Origin of the sequence: Hydrogenophaga sp. (genome assembly GCF_050182545.1) — a bacterium.
GTDB lineage: Bacteria > Pseudomonadota > Gammaproteobacteria > Burkholderiales > Burkholderiaceae_C > Hydrogenophaga.
In genome coordinates, this window is record NZ_JBFXCD010000027.1 from 17,538 (window position 1) to 40,967 (window position 23,430).

The 23,430-nt window shown below is 67.9% G+C and carries 25 protein-coding genes and 2 riboswitches; of the genes, 12 read left to right on the forward strand and 13 right to left on the reverse strand.

What is annotated here, in order from left to right:
- Positions 1-114 precede the first annotated feature (114 nt).
- Positions 115-1,215, forward strand: a complete 1,101-nt coding sequence (gene aroC / locus AB7P10_RS19085; protein WP_428295424.1) for a chorismate synthase — start codon at positions 115-117, stop codon at positions 1,213-1,215.
- 34 nt (positions 1,216-1,249) lie between these two features.
- A complete protein-coding gene (locus AB7P10_RS19090; RefSeq protein WP_428295425.1) occupies positions 1,250-2,428 on the forward strand; it encodes an MFS transporter in 1,179 nt (392 codons plus the stop codon).
- On the opposite strand, the gene AB7P10_RS19095 is transcribed toward AB7P10_RS19090, so the two are convergent.
- The 3 genes from AB7P10_RS19095 to aroE are packed head-to-tail and all read right to left on the reverse strand — an operon-like array spanning position 2,385 to position 4,615.
- Complete coding sequence (locus AB7P10_RS19095; RefSeq protein WP_428295426.1) at positions 2,385-3,275, reverse strand: DMT family transporter; 891 nt, start codon at positions 3,273-3,275, stop codon at positions 2,385-2,387. The two genes, AB7P10_RS19090 and AB7P10_RS19095, sit on opposite strands and share 44 nt — an antisense overlap.
- 9 nt (positions 3,276-3,284) lie before the next feature.
- Positions 3,285-3,749: a type II 3-dehydroquinate dehydratase gene (aroQ, locus tag AB7P10_RS19100; protein ID WP_428295427.1), complete on the reverse strand. Its 465-nt coding sequence runs from the start codon at positions 3,747-3,749 to the stop codon at positions 3,285-3,287.
- A 41-nt stretch (positions 3,750-3,790) separates the two neighbouring features.
- Positions 3,791-4,615, reverse strand: a complete 825-nt coding sequence (aroE, locus tag AB7P10_RS19105) for a shikimate dehydrogenase (RefSeq protein ID WP_428295428.1) — start codon at positions 4,613-4,615, stop codon at positions 3,791-3,793.
- Positions 4,616-4,691: 76 nt separating this feature from the next.
- On the opposite strand from aroE, the gene AB7P10_RS19110 reads away from it, so the two are divergent.
- Positions 4,692-5,372, forward strand: a complete 681-nt coding sequence (locus tag AB7P10_RS19110) for a DsbA family oxidoreductase (RefSeq protein ID WP_428295429.1) — start codon at positions 4,692-4,694, stop codon at positions 5,370-5,372.
- Positions 5,373-5,388: 16 nt separating this feature from the next.
- On the opposite strand, the gene AB7P10_RS19115 is transcribed toward AB7P10_RS19110, so the two are convergent.
- Positions 5,389-7,317: a radical SAM protein gene (locus AB7P10_RS19115; RefSeq protein ID WP_428295430.1), complete on the reverse strand. Its 1,929-nt coding sequence runs from the start codon at positions 7,315-7,317 to the stop codon at positions 5,389-5,391.
- A gap of 139 nt (positions 7,318-7,456) precedes the next feature.
- On the opposite strand from AB7P10_RS19115, the gene AB7P10_RS19120 reads away from it, so the two are divergent.
- The gene (locus tag AB7P10_RS19120) at positions 7,457-8,305 is read left to right on the forward strand and encodes an Ivy family c-type lysozyme inhibitor (protein ID WP_428295431.1); all 849 of its coding nucleotides are present in this window, start codon (positions 7,457-7,459) and stop codon (positions 8,303-8,305) included.
- A 16-nt stretch (positions 8,306-8,321) separates the two neighbouring features.
- On the opposite strand, the gene gcvP is transcribed toward AB7P10_RS19120, so the two are convergent.
- The 5 genes from gcvP to AB7P10_RS19145 all read right to left on the reverse strand — a co-directional run bounded on the left by gcvP (position 8,322) and on the right by AB7P10_RS19145 (position 15,415).
- Complete coding sequence (gcvP, locus tag AB7P10_RS19125) at positions 8,322-11,231, reverse strand: aminomethyl-transferring glycine dehydrogenase (RefSeq protein WP_428295432.1); 2,910 nt, start codon at positions 11,229-11,231, stop codon at positions 8,322-8,324.
- A 21-nt stretch (positions 11,232-11,252) separates the two neighbouring features.
- Entirely contained in the window at positions 11,253-11,624 is a 372-nt protein-coding gene (gene gcvH / locus AB7P10_RS19130) for a glycine cleavage system protein GcvH (protein WP_428295433.1), read from the reverse strand.
- Between the two features lie 34 nt (positions 11,625-11,658).
- Entirely contained in the window at positions 11,659-12,783 is a 1,125-nt protein-coding gene (gene gcvT, locus AB7P10_RS19135; RefSeq protein ID WP_428295434.1) for a glycine cleavage system aminomethyltransferase GcvT, read from the reverse strand.
- A gap of 54 nt (positions 12,784-12,837) precedes the next feature.
- A riboswitch (glycine riboswitch) is annotated at positions 12,838-12,942 on the reverse strand.
- A gap of 12 nt (positions 12,943-12,954) precedes the next feature.
- Positions 12,955-13,068: riboswitch (glycine riboswitch) on the reverse strand.
- A 31-nt stretch (positions 13,069-13,099) separates the two neighbouring features.
- A complete protein-coding gene (locus AB7P10_RS19140) occupies positions 13,100-13,612 on the reverse strand; it encodes a hypothetical protein (RefSeq protein ID WP_428295435.1) in 513 nt (170 codons plus the stop codon).
- Positions 13,613-13,729: 117 nt separating this feature from the next.
- A complete protein-coding gene (locus tag AB7P10_RS19145) occupies positions 13,730-15,415 on the reverse strand; it encodes an electron transfer flavoprotein-ubiquinone oxidoreductase (RefSeq protein WP_428295436.1) in 1,686 nt (561 codons plus the stop codon).
- A gap of 180 nt (positions 15,416-15,595) precedes the next feature.
- On the opposite strand from AB7P10_RS19145, the gene AB7P10_RS19150 reads away from it, so the two are divergent.
- From AB7P10_RS19150 to AB7P10_RS19165, 4 genes are all read left to right on the forward strand, one after another.
- Positions 15,596-16,378, forward strand: coding sequence for an SDR family oxidoreductase (locus tag AB7P10_RS19150; protein ID WP_428295437.1), 783 nt, complete (start codon positions 15,596-15,598; stop codon positions 16,376-16,378).
- Complete coding sequence (locus AB7P10_RS19155; protein WP_428295438.1) at positions 16,379-17,323, forward strand: DMT family transporter; 945 nt, start codon at positions 16,379-16,381, stop codon at positions 17,321-17,323.
- Between the two features lie 16 nt (positions 17,324-17,339).
- Positions 17,340-17,759, forward strand: coding sequence for an acyl-CoA thioesterase (locus AB7P10_RS19160; protein ID WP_428295439.1), 420 nt, complete (start codon positions 17,340-17,342; stop codon positions 17,757-17,759).
- A 71-nt stretch (positions 17,760-17,830) separates the two neighbouring features.
- On the forward strand, positions 17,831-19,042 hold the full coding sequence (locus tag AB7P10_RS19165) for a PQQ-dependent sugar dehydrogenase (protein WP_428295440.1): 1,212 nt from the start codon (positions 17,831-17,833) through the stop codon (positions 19,040-19,042).
- A gap of 12 nt (positions 19,043-19,054) precedes the next feature.
- Here AB7P10_RS19165 and AB7P10_RS19170 read toward each other — a convergent pair whose 3' ends face one another.
- Both AB7P10_RS19170 and AB7P10_RS19175 read right to left on the reverse strand, forming a co-directional pair.
- Positions 19,055-19,366, reverse strand: a complete 312-nt coding sequence (locus AB7P10_RS19170; protein WP_428295441.1) for a DUF5666 domain-containing protein — start codon at positions 19,364-19,366, stop codon at positions 19,055-19,057.
- Between the two features lie 128 nt (positions 19,367-19,494).
- The gene (locus AB7P10_RS19175; RefSeq protein ID WP_428295442.1) at positions 19,495-20,076 is read right to left on the reverse strand and encodes a peroxidase-related enzyme; all 582 of its coding nucleotides are present in this window, start codon (positions 20,074-20,076) and stop codon (positions 19,495-19,497) included.
- Positions 20,077-20,157: 81 nt separating this feature from the next.
- On the opposite strand from AB7P10_RS19175, the gene AB7P10_RS19180 reads away from it, so the two are divergent.
- Positions 20,158-20,547 (forward strand): carboxymuconolactone decarboxylase family protein, encoded by a 390-nt coding sequence (locus AB7P10_RS19180; RefSeq protein ID WP_428295443.1) that lies wholly within the window; start codon positions 20,158-20,160, stop codon positions 20,545-20,547.
- Here AB7P10_RS19180 and AB7P10_RS19185 read toward each other — a convergent pair whose 3' ends face one another.
- Positions 20,548-21,102: a LuxR C-terminal-related transcriptional regulator gene (locus tag AB7P10_RS19185; protein ID WP_428295444.1), complete on the reverse strand. Its 555-nt coding sequence runs from the start codon at positions 21,100-21,102 to the stop codon at positions 20,548-20,550.
- A gap of 88 nt (positions 21,103-21,190) precedes the next feature.
- Between AB7P10_RS19185 and AB7P10_RS19190 the strand changes: the two genes are divergently transcribed.
- The 3 genes from AB7P10_RS19190 (at position 21,191) to AB7P10_RS19200 (ending at position 23,226) form a co-directional block, all read left to right on the forward strand.
- On the forward strand, positions 21,191-21,892 hold the full coding sequence (locus AB7P10_RS19190; RefSeq protein ID WP_297649755.1) for a CoA transferase subunit A: 702 nt from the start codon (positions 21,191-21,193) through the stop codon (positions 21,890-21,892).
- A gap of 51 nt (positions 21,893-21,943) precedes the next feature.
- The gene (locus tag AB7P10_RS19195; RefSeq protein WP_428295445.1) at positions 21,944-22,579 is read left to right on the forward strand and encodes a 3-oxoacid CoA-transferase subunit B; all 636 of its coding nucleotides are present in this window, start codon (positions 21,944-21,946) and stop codon (positions 22,577-22,579) included.
- Between the two features lie 68 nt (positions 22,580-22,647).
- Positions 22,648-23,226, forward strand: coding sequence for a TMEM165/GDT1 family protein (locus AB7P10_RS19200; RefSeq protein ID WP_428295446.1), 579 nt, complete (start codon positions 22,648-22,650; stop codon positions 23,224-23,226).
- On the opposite strand, the gene AB7P10_RS19205 is transcribed toward AB7P10_RS19200, so the two are convergent.
- A partial coding sequence (locus tag AB7P10_RS19205) for a CoA transferase (RefSeq protein WP_428295447.1) occupies positions 23,227-23,430 on the reverse strand: 204 nt, incomplete at its 5' end. It lies immediately after the preceding gene.

Below are 23,430 nucleotides of genomic sequence, written 5' to 3' on the forward strand. Positions count from 1 at the left end.
GTGCCGCGGCCTGCGCGGCGCCAGGCGAACGGGTTTTTCGCACCAGACTGGCCCGGCCGCGCACCAGAGTGCTTCAAAGCTTGCCCGGGGGCACTCGGGGATAATCGCGCTTCTATGAGCGGCAACACCTTCGGCACCCTGTTTTGCGTCACCAACTTCGGTGAATCCCACGGCCCGGCCATCGGCTGCGTGATCGACGGCTGCCCGCCGGGCATGGCGCTGAGTGAGGCCGACATCCAGGTCGACCTGGACCGCCGCCGCCCCGGCACGTCGAAGTTCGTGACCCAGCGCAACGAGCCCGACGCGGTGGAGATCCTCAGCGGCGTGTACGAAGGCAAGACCACCGGAACCCCCATCGCCCTGCTGATCCGCAACACCGACCAGCGCAGCAAGGACTACGGCAACATCCTGCAGACCTTCCGCCCCGGCCACGCCGACTACACCTACTGGCAGAAATACGGCATTCGCGATCCGCGCGGCGGCGGTCGCAGCTCGGCACGACTGACCGCGCCCACCGTGGCCGCCGGCGCGGTGGCGAAGAAGTGGCTCAAGGAACGCTACGGCACCACCTTCCGCGGCCACATGGCGCAGGTGGGCGAACTGGTGATTCCCTTCGAGAGCTGGGACCACGTGCCCAACAACCCCTTCTTCGCGCCCGTGGCCGACGTCTCCGCCATCGAGACCTACATGAACGAGCTGCGCAAGAGCGGCGATTCGTGTGGCGCGCGCCTGCGCGTCACCGCGCAGGGCATGCCGGTGGGCCTGGGCCAGCCGCTGTACGACCGGCTCGACGCCGACATCGCCTACGCCATGCTGGGGCTCAACGCCGTCAAGGGCGTGGAGATCGGCGCCGGTTTCGCCAGCGTGGCGCACAAGGGCAGCACGCACGGCGACAGCCTCACGCCCGAAGGCTTCCATGGCAACAACGCCGGTGGCGTGCTCGGCGGCATCAGCACCGGGCAGGACCTGGAGGTGCAGATCGCGATCAAGCCCACCAGCTCGATCCTGATCCCGCGCGAGACCATCGACACCACCGGCCAGCCCACCGAGGTCATCACCAAGGGCCGCCACGACCCCTGCGTGGGCATCCGCGCCACGCCGATTGCCGAGGCCCTGCTGGCCCTGGTGGTAATGGACCACGCGCTGCGCCACCGCGCGCAGTGCGGCGACGTGCAACTGCCCACGCCCGACATCGCGGCCCGGGCGCGCGGCTGAGCCTGCGCCCCGCGCCCCGCCTCTGGCCCGCGCCATGGCCGAGCGCCGCCCGCTCATTCCGTTTGCGCTGCTCTCCGCGAGCTACTTCGCGCACATCGGCTTCTTCAACCCCTACCTGCCGCTGTGGCTCAAGGAACTGGGCTTCGGGCTGATTGCCATTGCCGTGCTGACCTCGGTGCAGTCGGCCACGCGCCTGTTCGCACCCTACCTCTGGGGCTCGCTGAGCGACCGCACCGGCGAGCGCGTGCGCCTGCTGCGCTACGGTGCCACGGCCGCGCTGCTGCTCTCGCTGGGCCTGTGGTTCGACGCGGGCGGCGTGGCGCTGTTCGTGGTGCTGCTGCTCATGTTCAGCCACACCAGCGGCATGATGCCCATGAGCGAAGCCGCGCTGGCGCACCTGGTGAGCCGGGAGGGCGCATTCGACGCGAAACGCTACGGCCGCGTGCGCCTGTGGGGGTCGCTGGGTTTCCTGGCCACCGTGGTGGCCGCCGGGTTCTGGTTCGAGCGCTTCGGCATGGCGCACTTTCCGGCCTGGACGTTGGGCACGCTGGCGGCCGTGGCGCTCAGCGCCTGGCTGTTGCCCGACGTGCGCGAACCCGCGCACGCCAGCGAGCACCCTCAGCCGGTGGGCCCGGTGCTGCGCCAGCCGCCGGTGCGCTGGTTCTTTGCCGCCGTGTTCTTTCACGTGCTCGCGCACATCTTCATCTACATCTTTTTCTCGCTCTACCTGGACGCGCTGGGCTACAGCAAGACGGTGATCGGGTTGCTCTGGGCGCTGTCGGTGGTGATCGAGATCGGCTGGTTCTTCACCCAGGGCCGCTGGCTGCCGCTGCTGTCGCTGCCGGGCTGGCTGGTGCTCGCGGCCGCGCTGATGGCGCTGCGCATGGGCCTCACGGCGGGCCTGCCGCTGGTGCTGCCGGTGCTGCTGCTGGCGCAGGCGCTGCACGCCATCACCTTCGCCGCGCACCACACGGTGTGCATCGCGCTGCTGTCGCAGCATTTCCCGGGCCGCTTGCGCGGGCGTGGGCAGGCGCTCTACGCCGTGGTGGGCTACGGCCTGCCCGGGGTGGTGGGCGGGCTCACCGGCGGGCTGCTGAGTTCGGCGCTGGGGCTGGCCAGCGTGTTCTGGCTGTCGTCGGCCTGCGCCGTGGTGGCCTGCCTGTGCGCGCTCAGGGCAAGGGCGTGGCAGAAAGCCAGCGCCGCAGCGGGTTGAACCCCGTCACCAGCGCGGTGGCCAGCAGCACCAGCGCGCCGCCGGCGAAGATGCCGGGCGAGAGTTCCTCGCCCAGGAACAGGTGGCCCCAGGTCACGCCGAACACCGGGATCAGGAACGCAGGGCTCATGGCCGCGACCGGTGTGACGTGGCGGATGATGCGCAGGTGCGCCCAGTAGGCCAGGCCCGAGGTGACCACGCCCATCACCAGCACGGCGCCCAGCGCCTCCGGCGTGAACCGGGCCTGCGGCCAGGCCCAGAAGGCACCCGGCAGCACCAGCACCATGGCGGCCATGTGGATGCCGGCGGCGATCGCCAGTGGCTGCATGCGCGTGGTGGCACGCTTCATCAAGGGCGTGGCGCAGCCGTAGCAGGCCGCGGCCGTGACGCAGGCCAGCGCGGCGGCGAGGGTGGTGGCGTCGGGGCGCACCGGGCCGAGCTGGACGATCAGGGCCACGCCCGCAAAGCCGCAGAGACAGCCCAGCAGCTTGCGCGTGGTGAGTGTGTCTTCCTTGAACCAGGCCGAGGCCAGGGTGCCGAACAGCACAGCCGTGGTGTTGAGCAGTGCGCTGTAGCCGGCCGGCAGGCGCAGAGCGGCAAAGGCGTACAGCAGGAAGGGCGCGGCCACCGACAGGCCGCCGAGCACGAGCAGTTCGCGCCAGTGCGTCCAGGGCCAGTCCTGCCGCAGGCCGCGCATGATGAACGCCAGCGTGAGTCCGGCCAGCGCGACGCGGCAGCCCGCGAGCACCAGCGGCCCCATGACCGGGCTGGCCACGCGGATGAACATGAAGGACGCGCCCCACAGGGCCGACAGGCCCACGAGCTGGGCGAAATGGCGCGTCTGCACCGTGGGGGCTCAGCGGGCTGCGGCGGCGATCTTGCGGACCAGGCCTTCGATGGCCAGCGCGTAGCCCTCGGTGCCGAAGCCGATCACGATGCCGGCGGCGGCGGGCGACACATAGGAGTGGTGGCGGAAGGCCTCGCGCGCGTGCACGTTGGAGATGTGGATTTCGATCACCGGCAGGGGCTTGACGCCGCTGATGGCGTCGAAGATCGCAACCGAGGTGTGGGTGAAGGCGCCCGGGTTGAACACCACGCCGCCGACTTCCCCGGCTTTGTGGCGCCGGCCGGCGTCGTGGATCTTGTCGATCAGCGCGCCCTCGTGGTTGCTCTGGAAGGCTTCAAGTTCATAGCCCAGGCGCTTTGCATGGGCGTGGCACTGGTTTTCCACGTCGGCCAGCGTGGTGGAACCGTACAGACCAGGCTCGCGCGTGCCCAGCAGGTTGAGGTTGGGGCCGTTGAGCAGCAGCAGGGTGGGCATGGTTGTCTCGCGTGAGAAGGTGAACGGACTCGGGACGCAGCTTAAACCAGCGGCACGGTGAGCTGCTCCAGCACCGCGCGGGTGTCGGGCCGCACGCCACGCCACCACAGAAAGGCCTCGGCCGCCTGTTCCACCAGCATGCCCACGCCGTCGGCCACGCGGCTCACGCCCGCGGCCTGCGCCTGGCGCAGGAAGGGGGTGAGGCCCTTGCCGTAGACCATCTCATAGGCCAGCGCACCGGGGGCGAACAGGCCGTCGGGCAGGGGCAGGGCGTCCTGTGTGAGGCCGGTGGAGGTGGCATTGATGACCACGTCGAAGGCCTGGCCCACCAGCGTGTCGTAACCGCCGGTCTGCAGCGGGGTGTGGGCCGCGAAGTCGTGCCGCAGCGCGTGCGCCTTGTCGGGCGTGCGGTTCGCCACGGCCAGCAGCGCGGGCCGCTCGGCCGCGATGGGCAGCAGCGCGCCGCGCGTGGCGCCGCCCGCGCCCAGCAGCAGCACCCGCTTGCCCGCCAGCGGACAGGCCAGGTTGCGCTGCAGGTCGTTGACCAGGCCCACGCCGTCGAAGTTGTCGGCCTGGATGCGCTCGTTGCCGTCGAATTTCAGGCAGTTGGCCGCGCCCGCCAGGCGCGCGCGTTCGCTGGGTTCGGTGGCCATCTGGAAGGCCTGCAGCTTGAACGGCAGGCTCACATTGACGCCGCGCCCGCCTTCGGCACGGAAACGCTGCACGGTATCGACAAAGCCGTCGAGCGGCGCCTCGATGGCGGTGTAGCCGATGTCCTGGCCGGTGGCGCGGGCAAACAGGGAGTGGATCAGCGGCGATTTGCTGTGGCCAATGGGGTGGCCGAGGACGGCATAGCGGTCGGTCATGGGAAACACGGCGTGGGAAAGCCGCCATTGTCGCGCAAGCCCCTTGCTTCGCCACGGGCTTGGCGCGCGGCCTACCATGGCGGGCATGAACACCTCCGCCTCAACCTCCTTGAAGATCGATTTCGTCTCCGACGTGTCCTGCCCCTGGTGCGCTGTCGGCCTGGGCGCGCTGGAAGAGGCGCTGCAGACCCTGAAAGGCCAGGTGCAGGCCGATCTGCACTTCCAGCCCTTCGAGCTCAACCCCCAGATGGGGCCCGAGGGCCAGGACATTGGCGAACACCTGGCCGAGAAATACGGATCCACCCCCGAGCAGCAGGCGCAGATTCGCAACACGATCCGCGCGCGCGGCGCCGAGGTCGGCTTTGAATTCAACCCCGCAGGCCGTGGCCGCATCTGGAACACGTTCGACGCGCACCGCCTGCTGCGCTGGGCCGAGCTGGAGGGTGCACCCGGGCAGCAGCACGCGCTGAAAAGGGCTTTCCTCGCCGCGTGCCACACGCGTTCCGAGGCCATGGGCCACCACGATGTGCTGCTGGCCTGCGTGCGCGAGGTCGGTCTGGACGAGACGCGGGCCCAGGCCATCCTGGCCAGCGACGAGTTCACGAAGGATGTGCGCGAGCGCCAGCAGTTCTACCTGCAACACGGCATCCACTCGGTGCCGGCGGTGATCATCAACGACCGCCACCTGATCTCGGGCGGTCAGCCGGCCGCGGTGTTCGAGCAGGCGCTGCGGCAGATTGCGGCCGAGACGGCCTGAGGACGCGGCTGACCGGTCAGACCGGCCGCGCCAGCGCCTTCGCGATGTGGTGCCGGCGCACCGTGGTCTTGGGCACCTTGTCGGTCAGGTGGCTGAACCATGCCCGCACATCCTCGTCCAGCCCGATGCCGTGCATGTAGTTGTAGATCGCCTTGCGCAGGCCAATGCCGAGCGCATCGTGGTCCACGCCGGTGGGGTCGATGAAGCCGATGTCGTTCTTCGCGAAGGTGACCTCGGGCAGCGGGATCAGTTCGATGCCGTAGGCCGCCGGGTCCAGGCCCACGGGCGAATGCACGGTGCACGAGAAGCGGTGGAAGAAGCCGCTCTGGATGCAGCCGTTCTCGAACAGCTGGCGCACGTACTCCAGCGCGTCCACCGTGTCCTGCACGGTCTGCGTGGGAAAGCCGTACATGAGGTAGGCGTGCACCAGGATGCCGGCGTCGGAGAAGCCCTTGGTGACGCGCGCGACCTGCTCGACCGAGACGCCTTTTTTCATCAGCGTGAGCAGGCGGTCGCTGGCCACTTCGAGTCCGCCGCTGATGGCGATGCAGCCGCTGTCGGCGAGCCGCTGGCAGAGTTCGGGCGAGAACGTTTTTTCGAAGCGGATGTTGCCCCACCATGACACCGGCAGCTGGCGGCGCAGCAGTTCGTCGGCCAGCGCCTTGAGGGCTTTGGGCGGCGCGGCTTCGTCAACGAAGTGGAAGCCGGTCTGACCGGTCTCGGCCACGATGGCTTCCATGCGGTCGGCCAGCGTGGCTGCGGAGGCGGTCTCGTAGCGGCCGATGTAGTCCAGGCTCACGTCGCAGAAGCTGCACTTCTTCCAGTAACAGCCGTGCGCCACGGTGAGTTTGTTCCAGCGCCCGTCGCTCCAGAGGCGGTGCATGGGGTTGAGCATGTCGAGCAGGCTCAGGTAGCGCTCCAGCGGCAGGCCGTCCCAGGTGGGCGTGCCGACCTCCTCGAAGGGCACGTCGGGCTCGACGAAGTTGATGTAGCGCACGGCGTCGTTCTCGCGCAGGAAGGTGCGCACCAGGCGTTGCTTCGAGCGCTTGCGCTGCAGGTAGTCGATCAGCGCCAGCAGCGGGCGCTCGCCCGCGTCCAGCGTCACGTAGTCGACGAAGTCGAACAGGCGGGGTTCGGCCAGCTCGCGCAGCTCGGTGTTGACGAAGCCGCCGCCGAGCGCGATGGCAATGTGCGGGTTCTGCGCCTTGATGGTCTGGGCGATGCGCAGGGCCGCATAGAGCGCACCGGGGAAAGGCACCGAGAGCAGCACCAGGTCGGGCCGGTGCCGCACCAGCGTGGACAGCGTGAGCGTGTGCAGCAGCTCATCCACCAGGGTGGGCGGCGCGGCCAGCGCGTCGGCCATGGGGTCGAAGCTGGGCTGGCTGCTGGCGAGCGATTCGGCGTAGCGCACAAAACCGAAGCGATCGTCGACCGCGTCGCGCAGCACGTCGGCCAGGTCGTTCAGGTACAGGGTGGCGATGTGGCGCGCCTTGTCCTGCACACCCAGTGCGCCGAAGGCCCAGGCCAGCGGGTCAGCGCCTTCTTCGCTCAGCGCCGCGTCCACGTACACCTCCAGCGCGGCGAAGCGCGGACCTTCGGGCAGCAGCTCGCGCGCGGCGATGCGGTGCGCGAGCGTGGAATCGCGGCCCTGCAGAAAGGCGATGACGGGGCCGATGGTGCCGCGGTAGCGCTCGAACTGGTCGAGGAAGGCGTGCACGCTGGACGTGCGCCGCGCTTCGGGTTGCGCAAGGGCGCGGCCGCGCACGGCTTCGAGCCCTGCAGGGGTGAAGATCTGCAGCACCAGCGCCAGCGCCAGGTCGGCCTGCGCGGCATCGATGCCGCGCGAGCGCAGGAAGCCGGTGAGGTAGGCGGTGGAGGGGTAGGGCGTGTTGAGCTGTGTCATCGGCGGGATGAGGCTCAGCACGCGCAGGGCGGATGTGGTCATGGGGTGTTCGCGGGGGCCAGGAGCGATCTTACGGCGTGGCCGCTGCCCGGGCGTGACCGGCGCCTCCCCCGCGCCGGTGGACGCAGCGCGCGCTCGGGCCTAGCATGCGCGAGACGCAACAAGCGTCAAGGAGAACACCATGAACCACGGGATGCGACGCACGGCATGGGGGTGTCTGGCCATGTGCTGGCTGGTGGGTGGCGCGGCGTGGGCGCAGGGGCGGCTCGATGCCGAGATGCTCAAGCTGTATGGCGGTCGTTATGCCGTGGACTGCGCGAACGCCCGCTCGCCGCTGGTGCGGGTGGATGCGGCGCAGATCGTGGTCGAGCAGGGCAACCGCCGGCTGAGTGCGCAGTCCCTGCAGGCGGCGCATTCGTATTTCGGCCAGTCGCCGCCGCCGGGTTTCGTCGTCGCGTTGCTGGGCCAGGTGCAGCAGCGCCATGGCATTGTCTTTCTGGTGCAGGCCGACGGACAGGGTCAGTACATCGAGCTCGATGGCGACAAGACCGTCATGGCCAACCTGGGTGCGCTGGGCAAGGCGCGGTTCCACCGTTGCGACGCGGCCGCCAACCAGCGCGCCGCGGACCAGGTGCGCGAGGCGCAGCAGGCCCGCGCGGCGGCGAATGCACCCGTGGCCAGTGGCAGCGCGAAGCACCCGTCGGAGCTGATCCGCGACGCGCGCTTCAAGGCGGTGTACCGCCGCGCGCTGGGGCCGCTGGTCTCGCAGGCCTGGCTGGCGCAGATGAACGGCCCGGCGGTGGAACTGAAGACGGAGCAGGTGGCGGGCACCGCCTACCAGCTGGTGGCCTTCTGCAAGGCGCACGACTGCGGCGACAACAATGCGGTGCTGCTGTACGACGCACCGCAGGACCGGGTGTACGGCTTCGTGCACATGAAGGGGCGCAACACGGTGCTGGGCTCACCGCCCGGGCCGGTGATGGCCGAGCTCAACCGCCTCTGGCGCCGCGAATGGCGCCAGGGCAAGTGAGGACTGCCCGGCGCGTTCAGGCCGCCTCGTACGCGCTCAGCGGCACGCAGCTGCAGAACAGGTTGCGGTCGCCATACACGTTGTCCACGCGGCCCACGGGAGACCAGTACTTGGCGTGCCCCCGGGCCGCCGAGCTGGCCGCGCCGACGTCGCGCGCGTAGGGATGCGACCAGTCGGCCACCATGAGGCTGGCGGCGGTGTGGGGCGCGTTCTTCAGCGGGTTGTCGTCCTGCGGCCAGCTGCCGGCTTCCACCCGACGGATCTCTTCGCGGATCGCGATCATCGCGTCGATGAAGCGATCCAGTTCCTCCAGCGTTTCGCTCTCGGTGGGCTCGACCATCAGCGTGTTGGCCACCGGGAAGGACAGCGTGGGCGCGTGGAAGCCGTAGTCGATCAGCCGCTTGGCCACATCCTCGGCCATCACGCCGCTGCTGTCCTTGAAGTGGCGCAGGTCCAGGATGCACTCGTGCGCCACGTGGCCGTTGTCGCTCGCGTACAGCGTGGGGTAGTGCGGCGCCAGGCGCTTGCTGATGTAGTTGGCCGACAAGATGGCGGCCTCCGTGGCACGCTGCAGGCCTTCGGCGCCCATCATGCGGATGTACATCCACGAGATCGGCAGCACGGCCGCGTTGCCCAGTGGCGCGGCCGAGATGGCACCCACGCCATTGACCGGCAGGCCGCCGGCTGAGTGGCCGGGCAGGAAGGGCACGAGGTCCTCGACCACGCAGACCGGGCCCACACCCGGGCCACCACCGCCATGCGGGATGCAGAAGGTCTTGTGCAGGTTGAGGTGGCTCACGTCACCACCGAACTCGCCCGGCGCGGCCACGCCCACCAGCGCGTTCATGTTGGCACCGTCCACGTAGACACGGCCGCCGTGCTGATGCACCAGCGCGCACAGCTCCTTCACCTGCGTCTCGAACACGCCGTGCGTGCTGGGGTAGGTGATCATCACCGCCGCCAGGTTCGCGCTGTGCTGCTCGCACTTGGCCTTGAGGTCGGCCATGTCCACGTTGCCGTTCTCGTCGCACCGGGTGACCACCACCTGCATGCCCACCATCTGCGCGCTGGCCGGGTTGGTGCCGTGCGCGCTGCTGGGGATGAGGCAGACCTTGCGGTGACCCTCGCCGCGCGAACGGTGCCAGGCCTGGATCACCAGCAGCCCCGCGTATTCGCCCTGCGACCCGGCGTTGGGCTGCAGGCTGATGCCGGCGTAGCCGGTGGCCTCGCACAGCCAGCGGCGCAACTGCTCGTCCAGCAGCACGTAGCCCTGGCGCTGGTCGGCCGGTGCGAAGGGGTGGATGTGCGCGAACTCGGGCCAGGTGATGGGAATCATCTCGCTGGTCGCGTTGAGCTTCATGGTGCACGAGCCCAGCGGGATCATGCTGCGGTCCAGCGCGAGGTCCTTGTCCGACAGCGCGCGGATGTAGCGCAGCATGCCGGTTTCGCTGTGGTGGCTGTTGAATACCGGGTGGGTGAGGAAGTCGCTGCTGCGGCGCAGTTCGGCGGGGATCAGCGGCTCCACGCCTTTCTCGAACGCCTCGAAGCCGGGCAGCGCCTGGCCGTAGTGCGCGAACACCTGCCACAGCTGCACCACGTCCTCGCGCGTGGTGGTTTCGTCGAGCGAGATGATCAGGTACTCGCCCCAGGCCTTGCGCAGGTTGATGCCCATGCCCAGCGCGCGCGCCAGCAGCGCGTCGGTCTGGTCGCCGGTGTGCAGGGCGATGGTGTCGAACACGCCGCGCTCCCCGTGGTGGGTGCCACGGTGGCCCAGTTGTTCAAGCCCATGGGCCAGGATGGCGGTGTAGGCGGCCACGCGCTGCGCGATGCGGCGCAGGCCCTGCGGGCCGTGGTAGACGGCATACATGCTCGCCACCACCGCCGGCAGCACCTGCGCGGTGCAGATGTTGCTGGTGGCCTTTTCGCGGCGGATGTGCTGTTCGCGCGTCTGCAGTGCCAGCCGGTAGGCCGGATTGCCATGTGTGTCCACGCTCACGCCCACCAGCCGCCCGGGCAGGCTGCGCTTGAATTCGTCGCGGCAGGCCATGAAGGCGGCGTGCGGACCACCGTTGCCCATGGGCATGCCAAAGCGCTGCGTGTTGCCGACGACGATGTCGGCGCCCATCTCGGCTGGTGTCTTGAGCAGCGTGAGCGCGAGCAGGTCGGCCGCCAGGATGAAGGCCGCCTGCTTGCCGTGCACGGTGGCGGCGTCCTGCGTCCAGTCGTGCAGCCAGCCGCTGGAGGCGGGGTACTGCGCGAACGCGGCGAAGTAGTCGTCGGCCGCGAGCATCGTGGCCCATTCGTCGCCTGACATGGCAATGCGCAGCTCCAGCCCCAGCGGCTGCGCGCGCGTCTGCATCACCTCGATGATCTGCGGATGGGTGTCGCCCGAGACGACCATCGCGTTGCCGCGCGCCTTCACCGAACGGCGCGCCAGCGTCATGGCCTCGGCGGCGGCGGTCGCCTCGTCGAGCATGGACGCGTTGGCGATGGCCATGCCGGTGAGGTCGGTCACCATGGTCTGGAAGTTCACCAGGGCTTCCATGCGGCCTTGCGAGATCTCGGCCTGGTAAGGCGTGTACGCGGTGTACCAGGCGGGGTTTTCCAGCACGTTGCGCAGGATGACGCCCGGCGTGTGCGTGCCGTGGTAGCCCTGGCCGATGAAGTTCTTGAGCACGCGGTTGTGCTGCGCGATGGCCTTGAGCTCGGCCAGTGCGGCCGCCTCGGTGACGGGCGCGGGCAGGTCCATGCCCTGGCGGCGCGCGATGGCGCGCGGCACGATGCCGTCGATCAGCGCGCGGCGCGAAGCCTCGCCGACGACCGAGAGCATGTGGGCTTCGTCGGCCTCGCTCAGGCCGATGTGGCGCGCCACGAATTCGGAGGGGTTTTCGAGATCACCCAGGGGTTTGACGGCGGGCATGAGCATGGAGGGCCTCAGGAAGGGGGGTCACTGCCCGGCGGCAAAACTGTTGTAGGTGGTTTCGTCCAGCAGCGCGTCCACTTGCGCCGGATCGGACAGCTTCACTTTGAAGAACCAGCCGGCCTTGAGCGGGTCGCTGTTGGCCAGCGAGGGATCGGCGCGCAGGGCTTCATTCACTTCCGTGACCTCACCGCTGACAGGCATGTACACGTCGGCCGCGGCCTTCACCGACTCGACCACGCCGGCCACGTCCTTCTGTGCGAAGGTCTTTCCGACCTCGGGCAGGTCGACAAACACCACGTCGCCCAGCGCGTCCTGCGCGTGCACGGTGATGCCGACGGTGGCGATGCCGCCGTCAACGGTGATCCATTCGTGGTCTTCGGTGTACTTGGTGGTCATGGGAAGGCTCCTGAACAAAGAAAGAGAAAGAGATTCAGCCGCGGAAATAGCGGTTGGGCACAAAGGGCATGGCACGCACCTCCATGGGCACGGGCTTGCCGCGCACGATGGCGACCACGAGCGTGCCGACGGCCGCGTGGGCGGGGTGCACATAGCCCATGGCCACCGGCTTGTCGGCGCTGGGACCGAGCAGGCCGCTGGTGACTTCACCGATGGTCGTGCCATCCAGGCTTTGCAGCTCCGTGTGCTCGCGCACCGGAATGCGTTCCAGCGCCACCAGGCCGACGCGCTTGCGCGGCAGCGGCTCGGTGCCGTCGAGCTGCGCCAGCACGCGCGACGCGCCGGGAAAGCCACCCGCGCGCGCGCCGCCCGTGCGGCGCACCTTCTGCATGGCCCAGTTGAGCGCGGCTTCCACAGGGGTGGTGGTGGTGTCGATGTCGTTGCCGTAGAGGCACAGGCCGGCTTCGAGGCGCAACGAATTGCGCGCGCCCAGTCCCACGGGCTTCACCTCGGGTTCGGCCAGCAGGGCGCGCGCGAAAGCCTCGGCGCGCTCGCCCGGTACCGAGATCTCGAAGCCGTCTTCGCCGGTGTAGCCGCTGCGCGTGATGTACAGGTCGGCGCCTTGCCAGGTGAAGGCACCACCGGTCATGAACACCAGCTTTTCGACCCCCGGCACCAGGCGCTGCAGCGCGATCACGGCCTGCGGCCCCTGTAGCGCGAGCAGGCCACGGTCGGGCAGGGGGATGACCTGGCATCGCGTGCCAATGCGCGCCTGCATGTGCGCGATGTCGCCGACCTTGCAGGCGCCGTTGACGATGACGAAGAGGTCGTCACCCCGGTTGACGAACATCAGATCGTCGATGATGCCGCCGTCGTCGTTGAGCAGCAGCCCGTAGCGCTGCTTGCCCACGGCCAGGTCGATCACGTCCACCGGCATGAGCGACTCGAAGGCGGCGGCGGCGTCGGGGCCGACCAGGCGCAGCTGGCCCATGTGCGACACGTCGAACAAGCCGGCGGCGCTGCGCGTGTGGTGGTGTTCGGCCATCAGGCCGGCGGGGTACTGCACGGGCATGGAATAGCCGGCAAAGGGCACCATGCGGGCGCCGAGTTCGACGTGCAGGGCGTGCAGCGGGGTCTGAAGAAGAGGTGCGTCGGACACGGAGAGCTCGCAGGAAAGGGCAGGCCCGGTGGGGCGGAACACGGTTCATCCGTGCGCTGCCCCGCTGTCCGCTCTACCTGAGAGATTCACGCGGGCGATGCCGCATTTGCTCCTTCGGTGGGCCGCTTCAGGGAGCGGCCTCTCTCCAGGGGGGTACACCGGCCTCGCGGCCCGTGTTTGCCAGTCCTTTTGCCTGAGCGTTCAGGACACCCGGTGTGCGGTGCCGCCTGCGCCTTCGGCGAGCCGTTTCGCTGCGCGAGTCGGCTTCTCTCCTGACCGGCCGAGTGTATCGCACGGTGCGGGCTCGGCTTGCGCATCAGGGTGTTTCCAGCGCCGATTCCGGCAACAGGCGGGCCAGCCGTTCGCTGATGCCATCGGCGCGCTCACTGCCGGCCAGGCGTTCCACGTCGGCCATCATGGCGCGGCTGACCACCAGCATGCCCTGCAGGTCGCGCGCCTCGCGCAAGGCGTCGCGGTAGTGCTGCGCCAGCAGTTTGTCGCGTGGCGCGAACATGCGTTCGCTCAGGTCGAACAGGAACATGCGCGCGCTGGCCATTGATCGTGGGCCTGCAAAGGCATCGGCCGACACCGCAGGCGCCTGCCGCGCAGGCGAGGGCGATGCCGCGGGCGGCGTGGGGGATTCGTCCACCAGGTAACCACGCGCCAGCAAGCTGGCCACCAGTTCGCGTCCCTGGCCCCCGAACAGGGCGAAGAGTTGGGCATCGTCCTTGCGGCCATCGGCCATGAGCAGCAGGGCGCGTTCGCGCTGCGCCAGCTGGCGCTGCCCGGGCTGCAGCTCCGCCCGGGCTTTCTCGGTCTTGTTCAGCATGGGTTTACGACGTCGTTCACGGAGTCTGCACTGTGGCCAGCGCGTGTGACGACCCGGTGAACAACGGGCATGAAAAAGCCGCCCGAAGGCGGCCTGGACGCGGGTGCGTGACTTCGCTCACATGCCCGCGTAGTTCGGCCCGCCACCACCTTCGGGCGTGACCCAGACGATGTTCTGTGTCGGGTCCTTGATGTCGCAGGTCTTGCAGTGCACGCAGTTCTGCGCATTGATCTGCAGGCGGTCAGAACCGTCCTCGTTCTTCACGAACTCGTACACGCCGGCCGGACAATAGCGGGCCTCCGGGCCAGCGTACTTGGCCAGGTTGATCTTCACCGGCACGCTGGCGTCCTTCAACGTGAGGTGGGCCGGCTGGTGTTCCTCGTGGTTGGTGTTGCTCACGAACACGCTGCCCAGCTTGTCGAAGGTGAGCTTGCCATCCGGCTTGGGGTAGACGATCTTCTCGCACTCGGCAGCGGGCTTGAGGTAGAGGTGGTCGGCCTTTTCGCAGTGCAGCGACCACGGTGGTGCCTTGAACCCCAGGCGCGGCAGCAGCCAGTGTTCGATGCCGACCATGAGGCCACCGACGATGTTGCCGTACTTGAACCACGACTTGAAGTTGCGCGACGATTCCAGTTCCTCGCGCAGCCAGCTCTTGTCGAATGCGGTCGGGTAGGCCTTGAGTTCGTCGTGCTGGCGGCCCGCCTGCACCGCCTCGAAAGCAGCCTCGGCGCAGAGCATGCCGCTCTTGATCGCTGCGTGGCTGCCCTTGATGCGCGCGCCGTTGAGGTAGCCGGCGTCGCAGCCGACCAGCGCGCCACCGGGGAAGACCGTCTGCGGCAGGCTCATGATGCCGCCGGTGGTGATGGCGCGTGCGCCGTAGCTGATGCGCTTGCCGCCTTCCAGGAAAGCCCTGATGCGCGGGTGCGTCTTCCAGCGCTGCATCTCCTCGAACGGGCTGAGCCAGGGGTTGCTGTAGTTCAGGCCGGTGACCAGGCCCAGCGTGACCTTGTTGTCCTCCAGGTGGTACATGAAGCCGCCACCGTAGGTGTCGTCCTTCATCGGCCAGCCGGCGGTGTGGATCACCAGGCCGGGCTTGTGCTTTGCCGGGTCGATCTCCCAGAGTTCCTTCACGCCGATGGCGTAGGCCTGAGGGTCCTTGCCTTCGTCGAGGTGGAACTTCGCGATCAGGCGCTTGCCCAGGTGGCCGCGCGAGCCTTCGGCAAAGACCGTGTACTTCGCGTGCAGTTCCATGCCGAGCTGAAAGCTGTCCGACGGCTCGCCGTCCTTGCCCACGCCCAGGTTGCCGGTGGCCACGCCCTTGACCGAGCCGTCGTCGTTGTACAGCACCTCGGCGGCCGAGAAGCCGGGGAAGATCTCCACGCCCAGCGCCTCGGCCTGCTGGCCCAGCCACTTGACCACGTTGCCCAGACCGACGACATAGTTGCCCTCGTTGTGGAAGTTGTTCGGGATCAGGAATTTCGGCGTGTCCAGCGCACCGGTTTCGGTGAGCCACAGCAGCTTGTCGTCGGTCACCGGCTGGTTCAGCGGCGCGCCGTCTTCTTTCCACTTCGGCAGCAGTTCGTTGAGGGCCTTCGGGTCCATCACCGCGCCGCTGAGGATGTGCGCGCCGGGTTCCGAACCCTTTTCCAGCACGCACACGCCGATCTCGACGCCCTTGTCCGCCGCCAGTTGCTTGAGTCGGATGGCGGTGGCCAGGCCGGACGGACCGCCACCGACCACGACCACGTCGTACTCCATGGCTTCGCGGGGTCCGTAGGTGCTGAGGATGTCTTCGGGGGTCATGTGCTGGGTCTCGCTCTCTGTCGGGCGGGGTGCCCGGGGATTTTCGTGACGGCAGTGCACGTGGGCCTGCCGGTGTCGTGGTCGTGACCGATTTTAGTGGTCCATGGCGCACAATCTGTCGCATAGGCCTGCGGCGCCCAAACGGCCCGCGACACCCATCACTTCAGAGGAGGCTCTCTCATGGCATACAGCCTGGACCTGTCGGGTCGCGTGGCCCTCATCACCGGGGCATCCGGTGGCCTGGGCGAACAGTTCGCCAAGACGCTCGCGGGCGCGGGCGCGGCCGTGGTGCTGGCCAGCCGGCGCACCGACCGGCTGATGGCGCTGCGCGCGCACATCGAGGCCGCTGGCGGCGACGCGCACGTGGTCGCCATGGATGTGACCGACTGTGCCTCGATCAAGGCAGCGGTGGCGCATGCGGAGACCGAGGTCGGCGCGATCGACATCCTGGTCAACAACTCGGGCGTGAGCACCACGCAGCGACTGCAGGACGTGACCGAGGAAGACTACGACTACATCTTCGACACCAACACCAAGGGCGCCTTCTTCGTGGCGCAGGAGGTGGGCCGGCGCATGCTGGCGCGCGCCAAGGGCGCCGCACCGGGCACCTATGTGGGCGGGCGCATCGTCAACATCGCCTCCATGGCCGGGCTCAAGGTGCTGCCCCAGATCGGCGTGTACTGCATGAGCAAGGCCGCCGTGGTGCAGATGACCAAGGCCATGGCGGTGGAGTGGGGGCGCTTCGGCATCAACGTCAACGCGATCTGCCCGGGCTACATCGACACCGAGATCAACCACCACCACTGGCAGACCGAGCAGGGGCAGAAACTCATCCACATGCTGCCGCGCAAGCGCGTGGGCGTGCCCACCGATCTGGACGCGGTGCTGGTGATGCTGTGTTCGAGCGAGAGCCACTTCATCAACGGTGCCGTCATCGCGGCCGACGACGGATTCGGAGCGTAGATGACTGCAGTGGTGCTGGGTCGCCCTTCGGGCTGGCCGCCGGGAATGGTCCCCGGCATTCTGGCGGGCCTGGGGGCTGGCGCGTTCTGGGGCACGACCTTCGTCGCACCCCTGATCGCGCCGGGTTTCGGTTCGGTCGATCTCACGGTGGGGCGTTACCTGGCCTGCGGTCTGCTGTCCGTGCTGTTGCTGGCATGGGCCGCGCTGCGAGACGAGGCGCGCCGCCCCACGCTGGCGCAGATGGGGGCTGCGCTGTGGCTCAGCCTGCTGGGCTACACCGGCTACTACCTGCTGCTGGTGCTGGCCATCCAGGCGGCCGGCGCCGAGCTGCCGGTGCTCATCATCGGCACCATTCCGTTGTGGATCATGTTGCTTGGAAAGCCGCACGGCCTGCGCTGGCTTGCGCTGGTGCCGGGACTGCTGCTCACCGCCAGCGGCATGGCGTTGATGATGCGCGTCACGGCCCACGGTGCCGACGCCGGTGCCGGGTCGAACCTGTGGCTGGGCGTGCTCTACGCCACGCTGGCCATGGCTTCGTGGACCGCGTTCGGCCTGCTCAACGCGCGCTGGCTGGCCCGGCACCCGGAGGTGAATTCCACCGTGTGGGCCAACTGGCTGGGCGTGGCCGCCGGCGTGGGCGCCCTGGCGATCTGGGCCGTGGCCGGCAGCGACCTGTCCACGCTGGTGCAGCGCCCCGGTTTCGGTGGCTTCGTGCTGGTCTGCGTGGTCACCGGCATTGGCGCGGCCTGGATCGCCTCGGTGCTCTGGAACATGGCCAGCCGCCGGCTGAGCGCCAGCCTGGCCGGCCAGCTCATCGTGAGCGAGACCGTGTTCGGCCTTGTCTACGCCTTCGCCTGGAACGCACAGTGGCCCGCCGCCCTGCAGTGGGGCGCCTGTGTGCTGTTCGTCCTGGGCATTCTCGCGTCGATCAAGGCGCACCGCTGATCCCCTTCGCCAACGCATGAAACTCGAACTGCCCGATCAGAAAAAACAGGTCTACCGCATGAGCATTCCCATCCGCTGGGGTGACATGGATGCGATGGGCCATGTGAACAACACGACGTACTTCCGTTATCTGGAAACCATCCGCATCGACTGGATGCATTCCATCGGCGGAGCGCCCGACCCGCAGGGTGAAGGGCCGGTGATCGTCAACGCCTTCTGCAACTTCTACCAACAGCTTGAATACCCGGGCGATGTGATCGCCACCATGTACGTCAGCGACATCGGCCGCAGCAGCTTCGAGAGCTGGTGCACGCTGAGCCGCGTTGACGACCCGGAGACGGTGTATGCCGCCGGTGGCGCCACCACGGTGTGGGTGGACTTTCCCCTGAAGAAGTCGAAGCCCATTCCGGACTGGTTGCGCGCGCACCTGCTCTGAGTGCCCTGTGTGCGCCATCGCACACACAAATGCTTTCACATGAGCGCCGCTGGCATGCCTAGCATGACCGCATGCGCTGCTCTCCCGTCGCCTGCCTGGCCTGCATCGGTGTGTCCTTCGGCTTGTTGTCCGCGTGCGGCGGCGGTGGTGATTCCGATGGCACGCCACTGCCGAACGACCCCGATTTCGTTCCCACCACCGGCCCGGTCAACGTGACCGAACTGGCCACGGGGCTGCCGTATCCATGGAGCCTGGCCTTTCTGCCCGACGGGCGCATGCTGGTGACCGGGCGCCTGGGCAGCTTGCGCCTGCATGCGGCGGGTGGTGCGTTCCAGGGCAACATCAGCGGTCTCCCGACGGTCGATTCGGGCGGGCAGGGTGGCTTGCTCGATGTCGCGGTCGACCCGTCCTTTGCCACGAACCGCCGCATCTACTTCAGTTTTTCGGAGCGAGACCCCGGCAACGCCTCGCTCAACGGCACGGCCGTGGCGCGCGCCGAACTCGATACCGGTGCGCTCGCGCTGGTGAACGTGCAGGTGATCTACCAGCAGTTGCCCAAGGTGGCGAGCAGCGGCCACTTTGGTTCGCGCCTGGTGTTCGACCGCGACGGTCACCTGTTCGTGACGCTGGGCGACCGCCAGAGCAACGACCAGCGCGTGTTCGCGCAAGACCTCAACCGCGGCAACGGCAAGGTGGTGCGCATCACCACCTCGGGCGCCCCCGCACCGGGTAACCCGATCTTCTCCAGCGCACAGCCCGGCATCTGGAGTTATGGCCACCGCAACCCGCAGGGTGCCGCGCTGCACCCGCTGACCGGCGAACTCTGGACCCACGAGCATGGCCCGCAAGGTGGTGACGAGGTCAACCTCACGCGGGCGGGCCGCAACTACGGTTGGCCGGTCATCAGCCATGGCCAGGAGTACGGCACCACGACGCAGGTGGGTGAAGGCATGGCCAAGGCCGGCATGGAGCAACCCGTGGCCTATTGGGAAACCATCGACGGCACGGTGTGGACCGGAGGACAGAAGTCTTCCATTGCGCCCAGCGGCATGGCTTTTTTCACGGGACCTCAACCCTCGCACTGGTATGGCAGCCTGTTCGTGGGCGCGCTGGCCGGGCAGGCGCTGTGGCGGCTGCAGCTCGACGGCACGCGCGTGGTGGGGCGCGAGCGCCTGCTCGCCGCGCGCAACGAACGCATCCGCGACGTGCGACAGGGCCCCGAAGGGCGCCTGTACCTGCTCACCGATGGCGCCAGCGGCAAGCTGTTGCGCATCGGTGGCTGAGCGGGCCGCTACTTACTGCTTGTTCTCCCTGGCGCTGGCCTTGTACTCGATGTCGTCGGCGTACAGCCGGCCGTCCTTGCGGTCGATGTCGACCTCCACGTAGTGGCCCTGGCGCAGATCCTCGAAGCGCTTGTAGTCGTTCTCGTAGTCGGTTTTGTCGGTCACGTAGACGGTTTCGCTGTTGACGACAAAGGCCTTGGCAGAGAGGTCGATCGACTGGATGCGCCCCTTGAGGTCGTCGGCCTGCGCAGCGCCCACACCGAGTGCGAGTGACGCGGCCAGAAGGAAGTTGCGCGTGACGGAGGGGTGGATGTGCTTCGACATGGAGACTCCTGTTGTTGTGATGTCTCCATTGGATCGTCGAACGGCGCGCACAGCTGTCATCCATTGTTGCCGTGCGGTATCGCTCCGTAAAGGCGCGCCTGTCCTACAGACGCGCCGGCGCAGGCCGTTCAGGCTGCAGGCTTTGCCCGCGGTACGCGGCCCATCAGGTAGAACTCCGGATTGGGCTGCATGTTGCTGAAACTGGCCATGCGGTTGGACAGTCCGAAGAAAGCGGTGATGGCCGCGATGTCCCAGATGTCCTCGTCCGAGAAACCGTGCGCGTGCAGCGGCGGGAAGTCGTCGTCGTTGATTTCGTGCGAGCGCTGGCAGACCTTCATCGCGAAATCGAGCATGGCCTTCTGGCGCGGCGTGATGTCGGCCTTGCGGTGGTTCACCGCGACCTGGTCGGCCACCAGCGGCTTCTTCTCGTGGATGCGCAGGATCGCGCCATGCGCCACCACGCAGTAGAGGCACTGGTTGGCCGCGCTGGTGGTGGTGACGATCATCTCCCGATCGCCCTTGGTCAGCGAGCCTTCCTCCTTGAGCATCAGCGCGTCGTGGTAGGCGAAGAACGCGCGCCACTCGGCGGGCCGGCGCGCCAGCGCGAGGAACACGTTGGGCACGAAGCCGGCCTTCTCCTGCACTTCGAGCACCTTGGCCTTGATGTCCTCGGGCAGGTCGTTGATGTCGGGGGCGGGGTAGCGGCTCATGGGGTCTCCTTCGGGGGAATGTCTCGGGCGGGTCCATGGAATGTAGCGGCTATGCTGACAGCCTTTGCAAGGAGCCGTCGCATGAACCCCCCGCCCGCCGACAAGGATTTCGACAAAGGCCTCGCCACCCGCAAACGGGTGATGGGCGAGGATTTCGTGGCGCAGGCCTTCGGCAGCGCCACGCCGTTCACCGAACCCATGCAGCAGTACATCACGCGCAATGCATGGGGCGACGTGTGGCAGCGCCCCGGGCTCGACCTCAAGACGCGCAGCCTCATCACCGTGGCCATGCTCACCGCGCTGGGCAAGCAGCACGAGCTCAAGGGCCACGTGCGTGGTGCGCTCAACAACGGGGCCACCCCAGAAGAAATCCAGGAGGTGCTGTTGCACGCCAGCATCTACTGCGGCGTGCCGAGCGCCGTGGAGGCCTTCCGAACCGCCGCCACGGTGGTGGACGCGCCCGGCGGTTGATCAGCCCGCCAGCAGGCGGTGCACCAGGTCCGGCGTGCTGTGGGCCTGGTACTTGCGCATGAGCCTCGCGCGGTAGATCTCCACTGTGCGGTGGCTGATGGCCAGCGCCTTGCCGATCTGCTTGCTGGTCAGGCCGTCCATGAGGAAGGCCGCCACCTCTCGCTCGCGCGGCGTGAGCTCGGCCTTCACCGTGCGGCGCGAGCTCAGGTCTTCGAAGCTCCAGATGCCGGCTGCGTGGGGGGCTTCGCGGCTGAGCGCGCGGCCGGTCACGTGGCACCAGAAGGTCTCGCCCCGCGACGGCCCACCGACGCGCTTCATGATGCGGTCGTCGGCGTAGGTGCCGCCCCGGCCCAGCAGCGGCGCCATGCGCGCGCCAATGCGCTCGTACTCGTCCGCGCTCGGGTACAGGATCTGGAAGCTCTGACCCACCAGTTGCTCGCGCGTGGCGCCGAACATGTCACACAGCACCTGGTTGCAGTCGACCATGGTGCGTTCCCGCGAGAGGGCGAGCCCCACCGGAGCGAGATCGAAGGCGAGTCGGTAGTCGATGTCCATGCGGGCAGGGTTAGGCTTTACGAAATACTACGTATCTCTTTACGTAGTATCGTAGCGGCTTGCACGGTTCAACCCAGGAGACACCGACGTGAACAAGATTTATCCGGACGCGGCCGCCGCGCTCAAAGGCATCGTGGCCGATGGCCAGTTGCTCGCCGTGGGCGGCTTCGGCCTCTGCGGCATTCCCGAGGCCCTGATCGACGCGCTGCGCGACAGCGGTGCGAAGAACCTCACCGTGATTTCCAACAACGCAGGCGTCGACGGCTTCGGCCTGGGCAAGCTGCTGGAGACGCGGCAAATCAGCAAGATGATCTCCAGCTATGTGGGCGAGAACAAGGAGTTCGAGCGCCAGTACCTGGCTGGCGAACTGCAACTGGAATTCACGCCGCAGGGCACGCTGGCCGAGAAGCTACGCGCCGGAGGTGCGGGCATCCCGGCCTTCTTCACCAAGACCGGGGTGGGCACGCTGGTGGCCGAGGGCAAGGAACTGCGCGAGTTCGACGGCGAGACCTACGTGATGGAGCGCGGCCTGGTGCCCGACGTGTCGCTGGTCAAGGCGCACCGCGCCGACAAGTCAGGCAACCTGCAGTTCCGCCTGACCGCGCGCAACTTCAACCCGGCCGCGGCCATGGCCGGCAAGATCTGCGTGGTCGAGGTCGAGGAAATCGTGGAGACCGGCGAGATGGTGCCCGACGAGGTGCACCTGCCCGGCATTTACGTGCACCGCATCGTGCACAACCCGAATCCCGAGAAGCGCATTGAGAAGCGCACCATCACCGAATCCAAATAACCTTGCGGGACAGACCTTCAGCTCTGTCCCCAACTGAACGGAGAGATTGACATGCCCTGGACCCAAGACCAGATGGCCGCGCGCGCGGCCCAGGAACTCGAAGACGGCTTCTACGTCAACCTCGGCATCGGCATCCCGACGCTGGTGGCCAACCACACCGGGACCAAGGAAGTCTGGCTGCAGAGCGAGAACGGCATGCTCGGCATCGGCCCGTTCCCGACCGAAGACCAGGTCGACGCCGACCTGATCAACGCCGGCAAGCAGACCGTGACCACGCTGCCGGGCTCCAGCATCTTTGGCAGCCACGACAGCTTCGCGATGATCCGCGGCGGCAAGATCAACCTGTCCATCCTCGGCGCCATGCAGGTGAGCGAAAAAGGCGACCTGGCCAACTGGATGATCCCGGGCAAGATGGTCAAGGGCATGGGCGGCGCGATGGACCTCGTGGCCGGCGTCAAGCGCGTGATCATCCTCATGGAACACGTGGCGAAGAAGAAGGACGGCACCGAGGACCTGAAGATCCTCCCGGCCTGCACCCTGCCGCTGACCGGCGTGGGCGTGGTCGACCGCATCATCACGGACCTCGGCGTGATGGACGTGACGCCGCAAGGCCTCAAGCTGGTGGAAATGGCTCCGGGCGTGACGCGCGAGTTCATCCAGTCCAAGACCGGTGTCACGCTGGTCTGAGGCGCTAAAATCCCGACCGCGCAACGCCCGCTTCTGCGGGCGTTTTCATTTTCTCCGCCGAGATTCCCTTGGAAGCCTTCCTCCTGTCCACCGGTATCGTTGCCCTCGCCGAAATGGGCGACAAGACGCAACTGCTGTCGCTTGTGCTGGCCGCCCGGTTCAAGCGCCCCTGGCCCATCGTATGGGGCATCCTGGTCGCCACCTTGCTCAACCACGCGCTGGCGGGCGCCGCCGGCGCCTGGATCATGGCGGCGGTGGGTCCGGATGTGATGCGCTGGGTGCTCGGCGTGTCGTTCATCGCCATGGCCGTGTGGATGCTGATTCCCGACAAACTCGATGACGACGATGCGGTGCCGCGGCGGCAGATGGGCGTGTTCATCGCCACCACCTGGGCTTTCTTTCTGGCCGAAATGGGCGACAAGACGCAGATCGCCACCGTGGCGCTGGGTGCGCAGTACGAGCCGCTGGTGGCGGTGGTGCTCGGCACCACCTTCGGCATGATGCTGGCCAACGCGCCGGTGGTGTTCTTCGGCGAAGCGATCACGCGCCGCGTGCCGATCAAGGTCGTGCACCTCATTGCCGCCCTGATCTTTGCGGTGCTGGGTGTGCTGGCCCTGCTGGGCGTCGGTTCGTCGTCGGGCGCCTGATCAGGCGGGCGTGCCCACCACGCCCTCGTCGATCAGGGTGTCGATCTCCGCGTCCGTCAACCCGAAGCCACCCAGCACCTCCCGGGTGTGCTGGCCCAGCAGCGGCGCCGGCGCATCGGTCTGCGAGGGCGTGGCCGTAAAATGTATGGGGCAGCCGAAGGCGTGCGTGGTGCCCGCCTGGGGGTGCTGCAGTTCCACCACCAT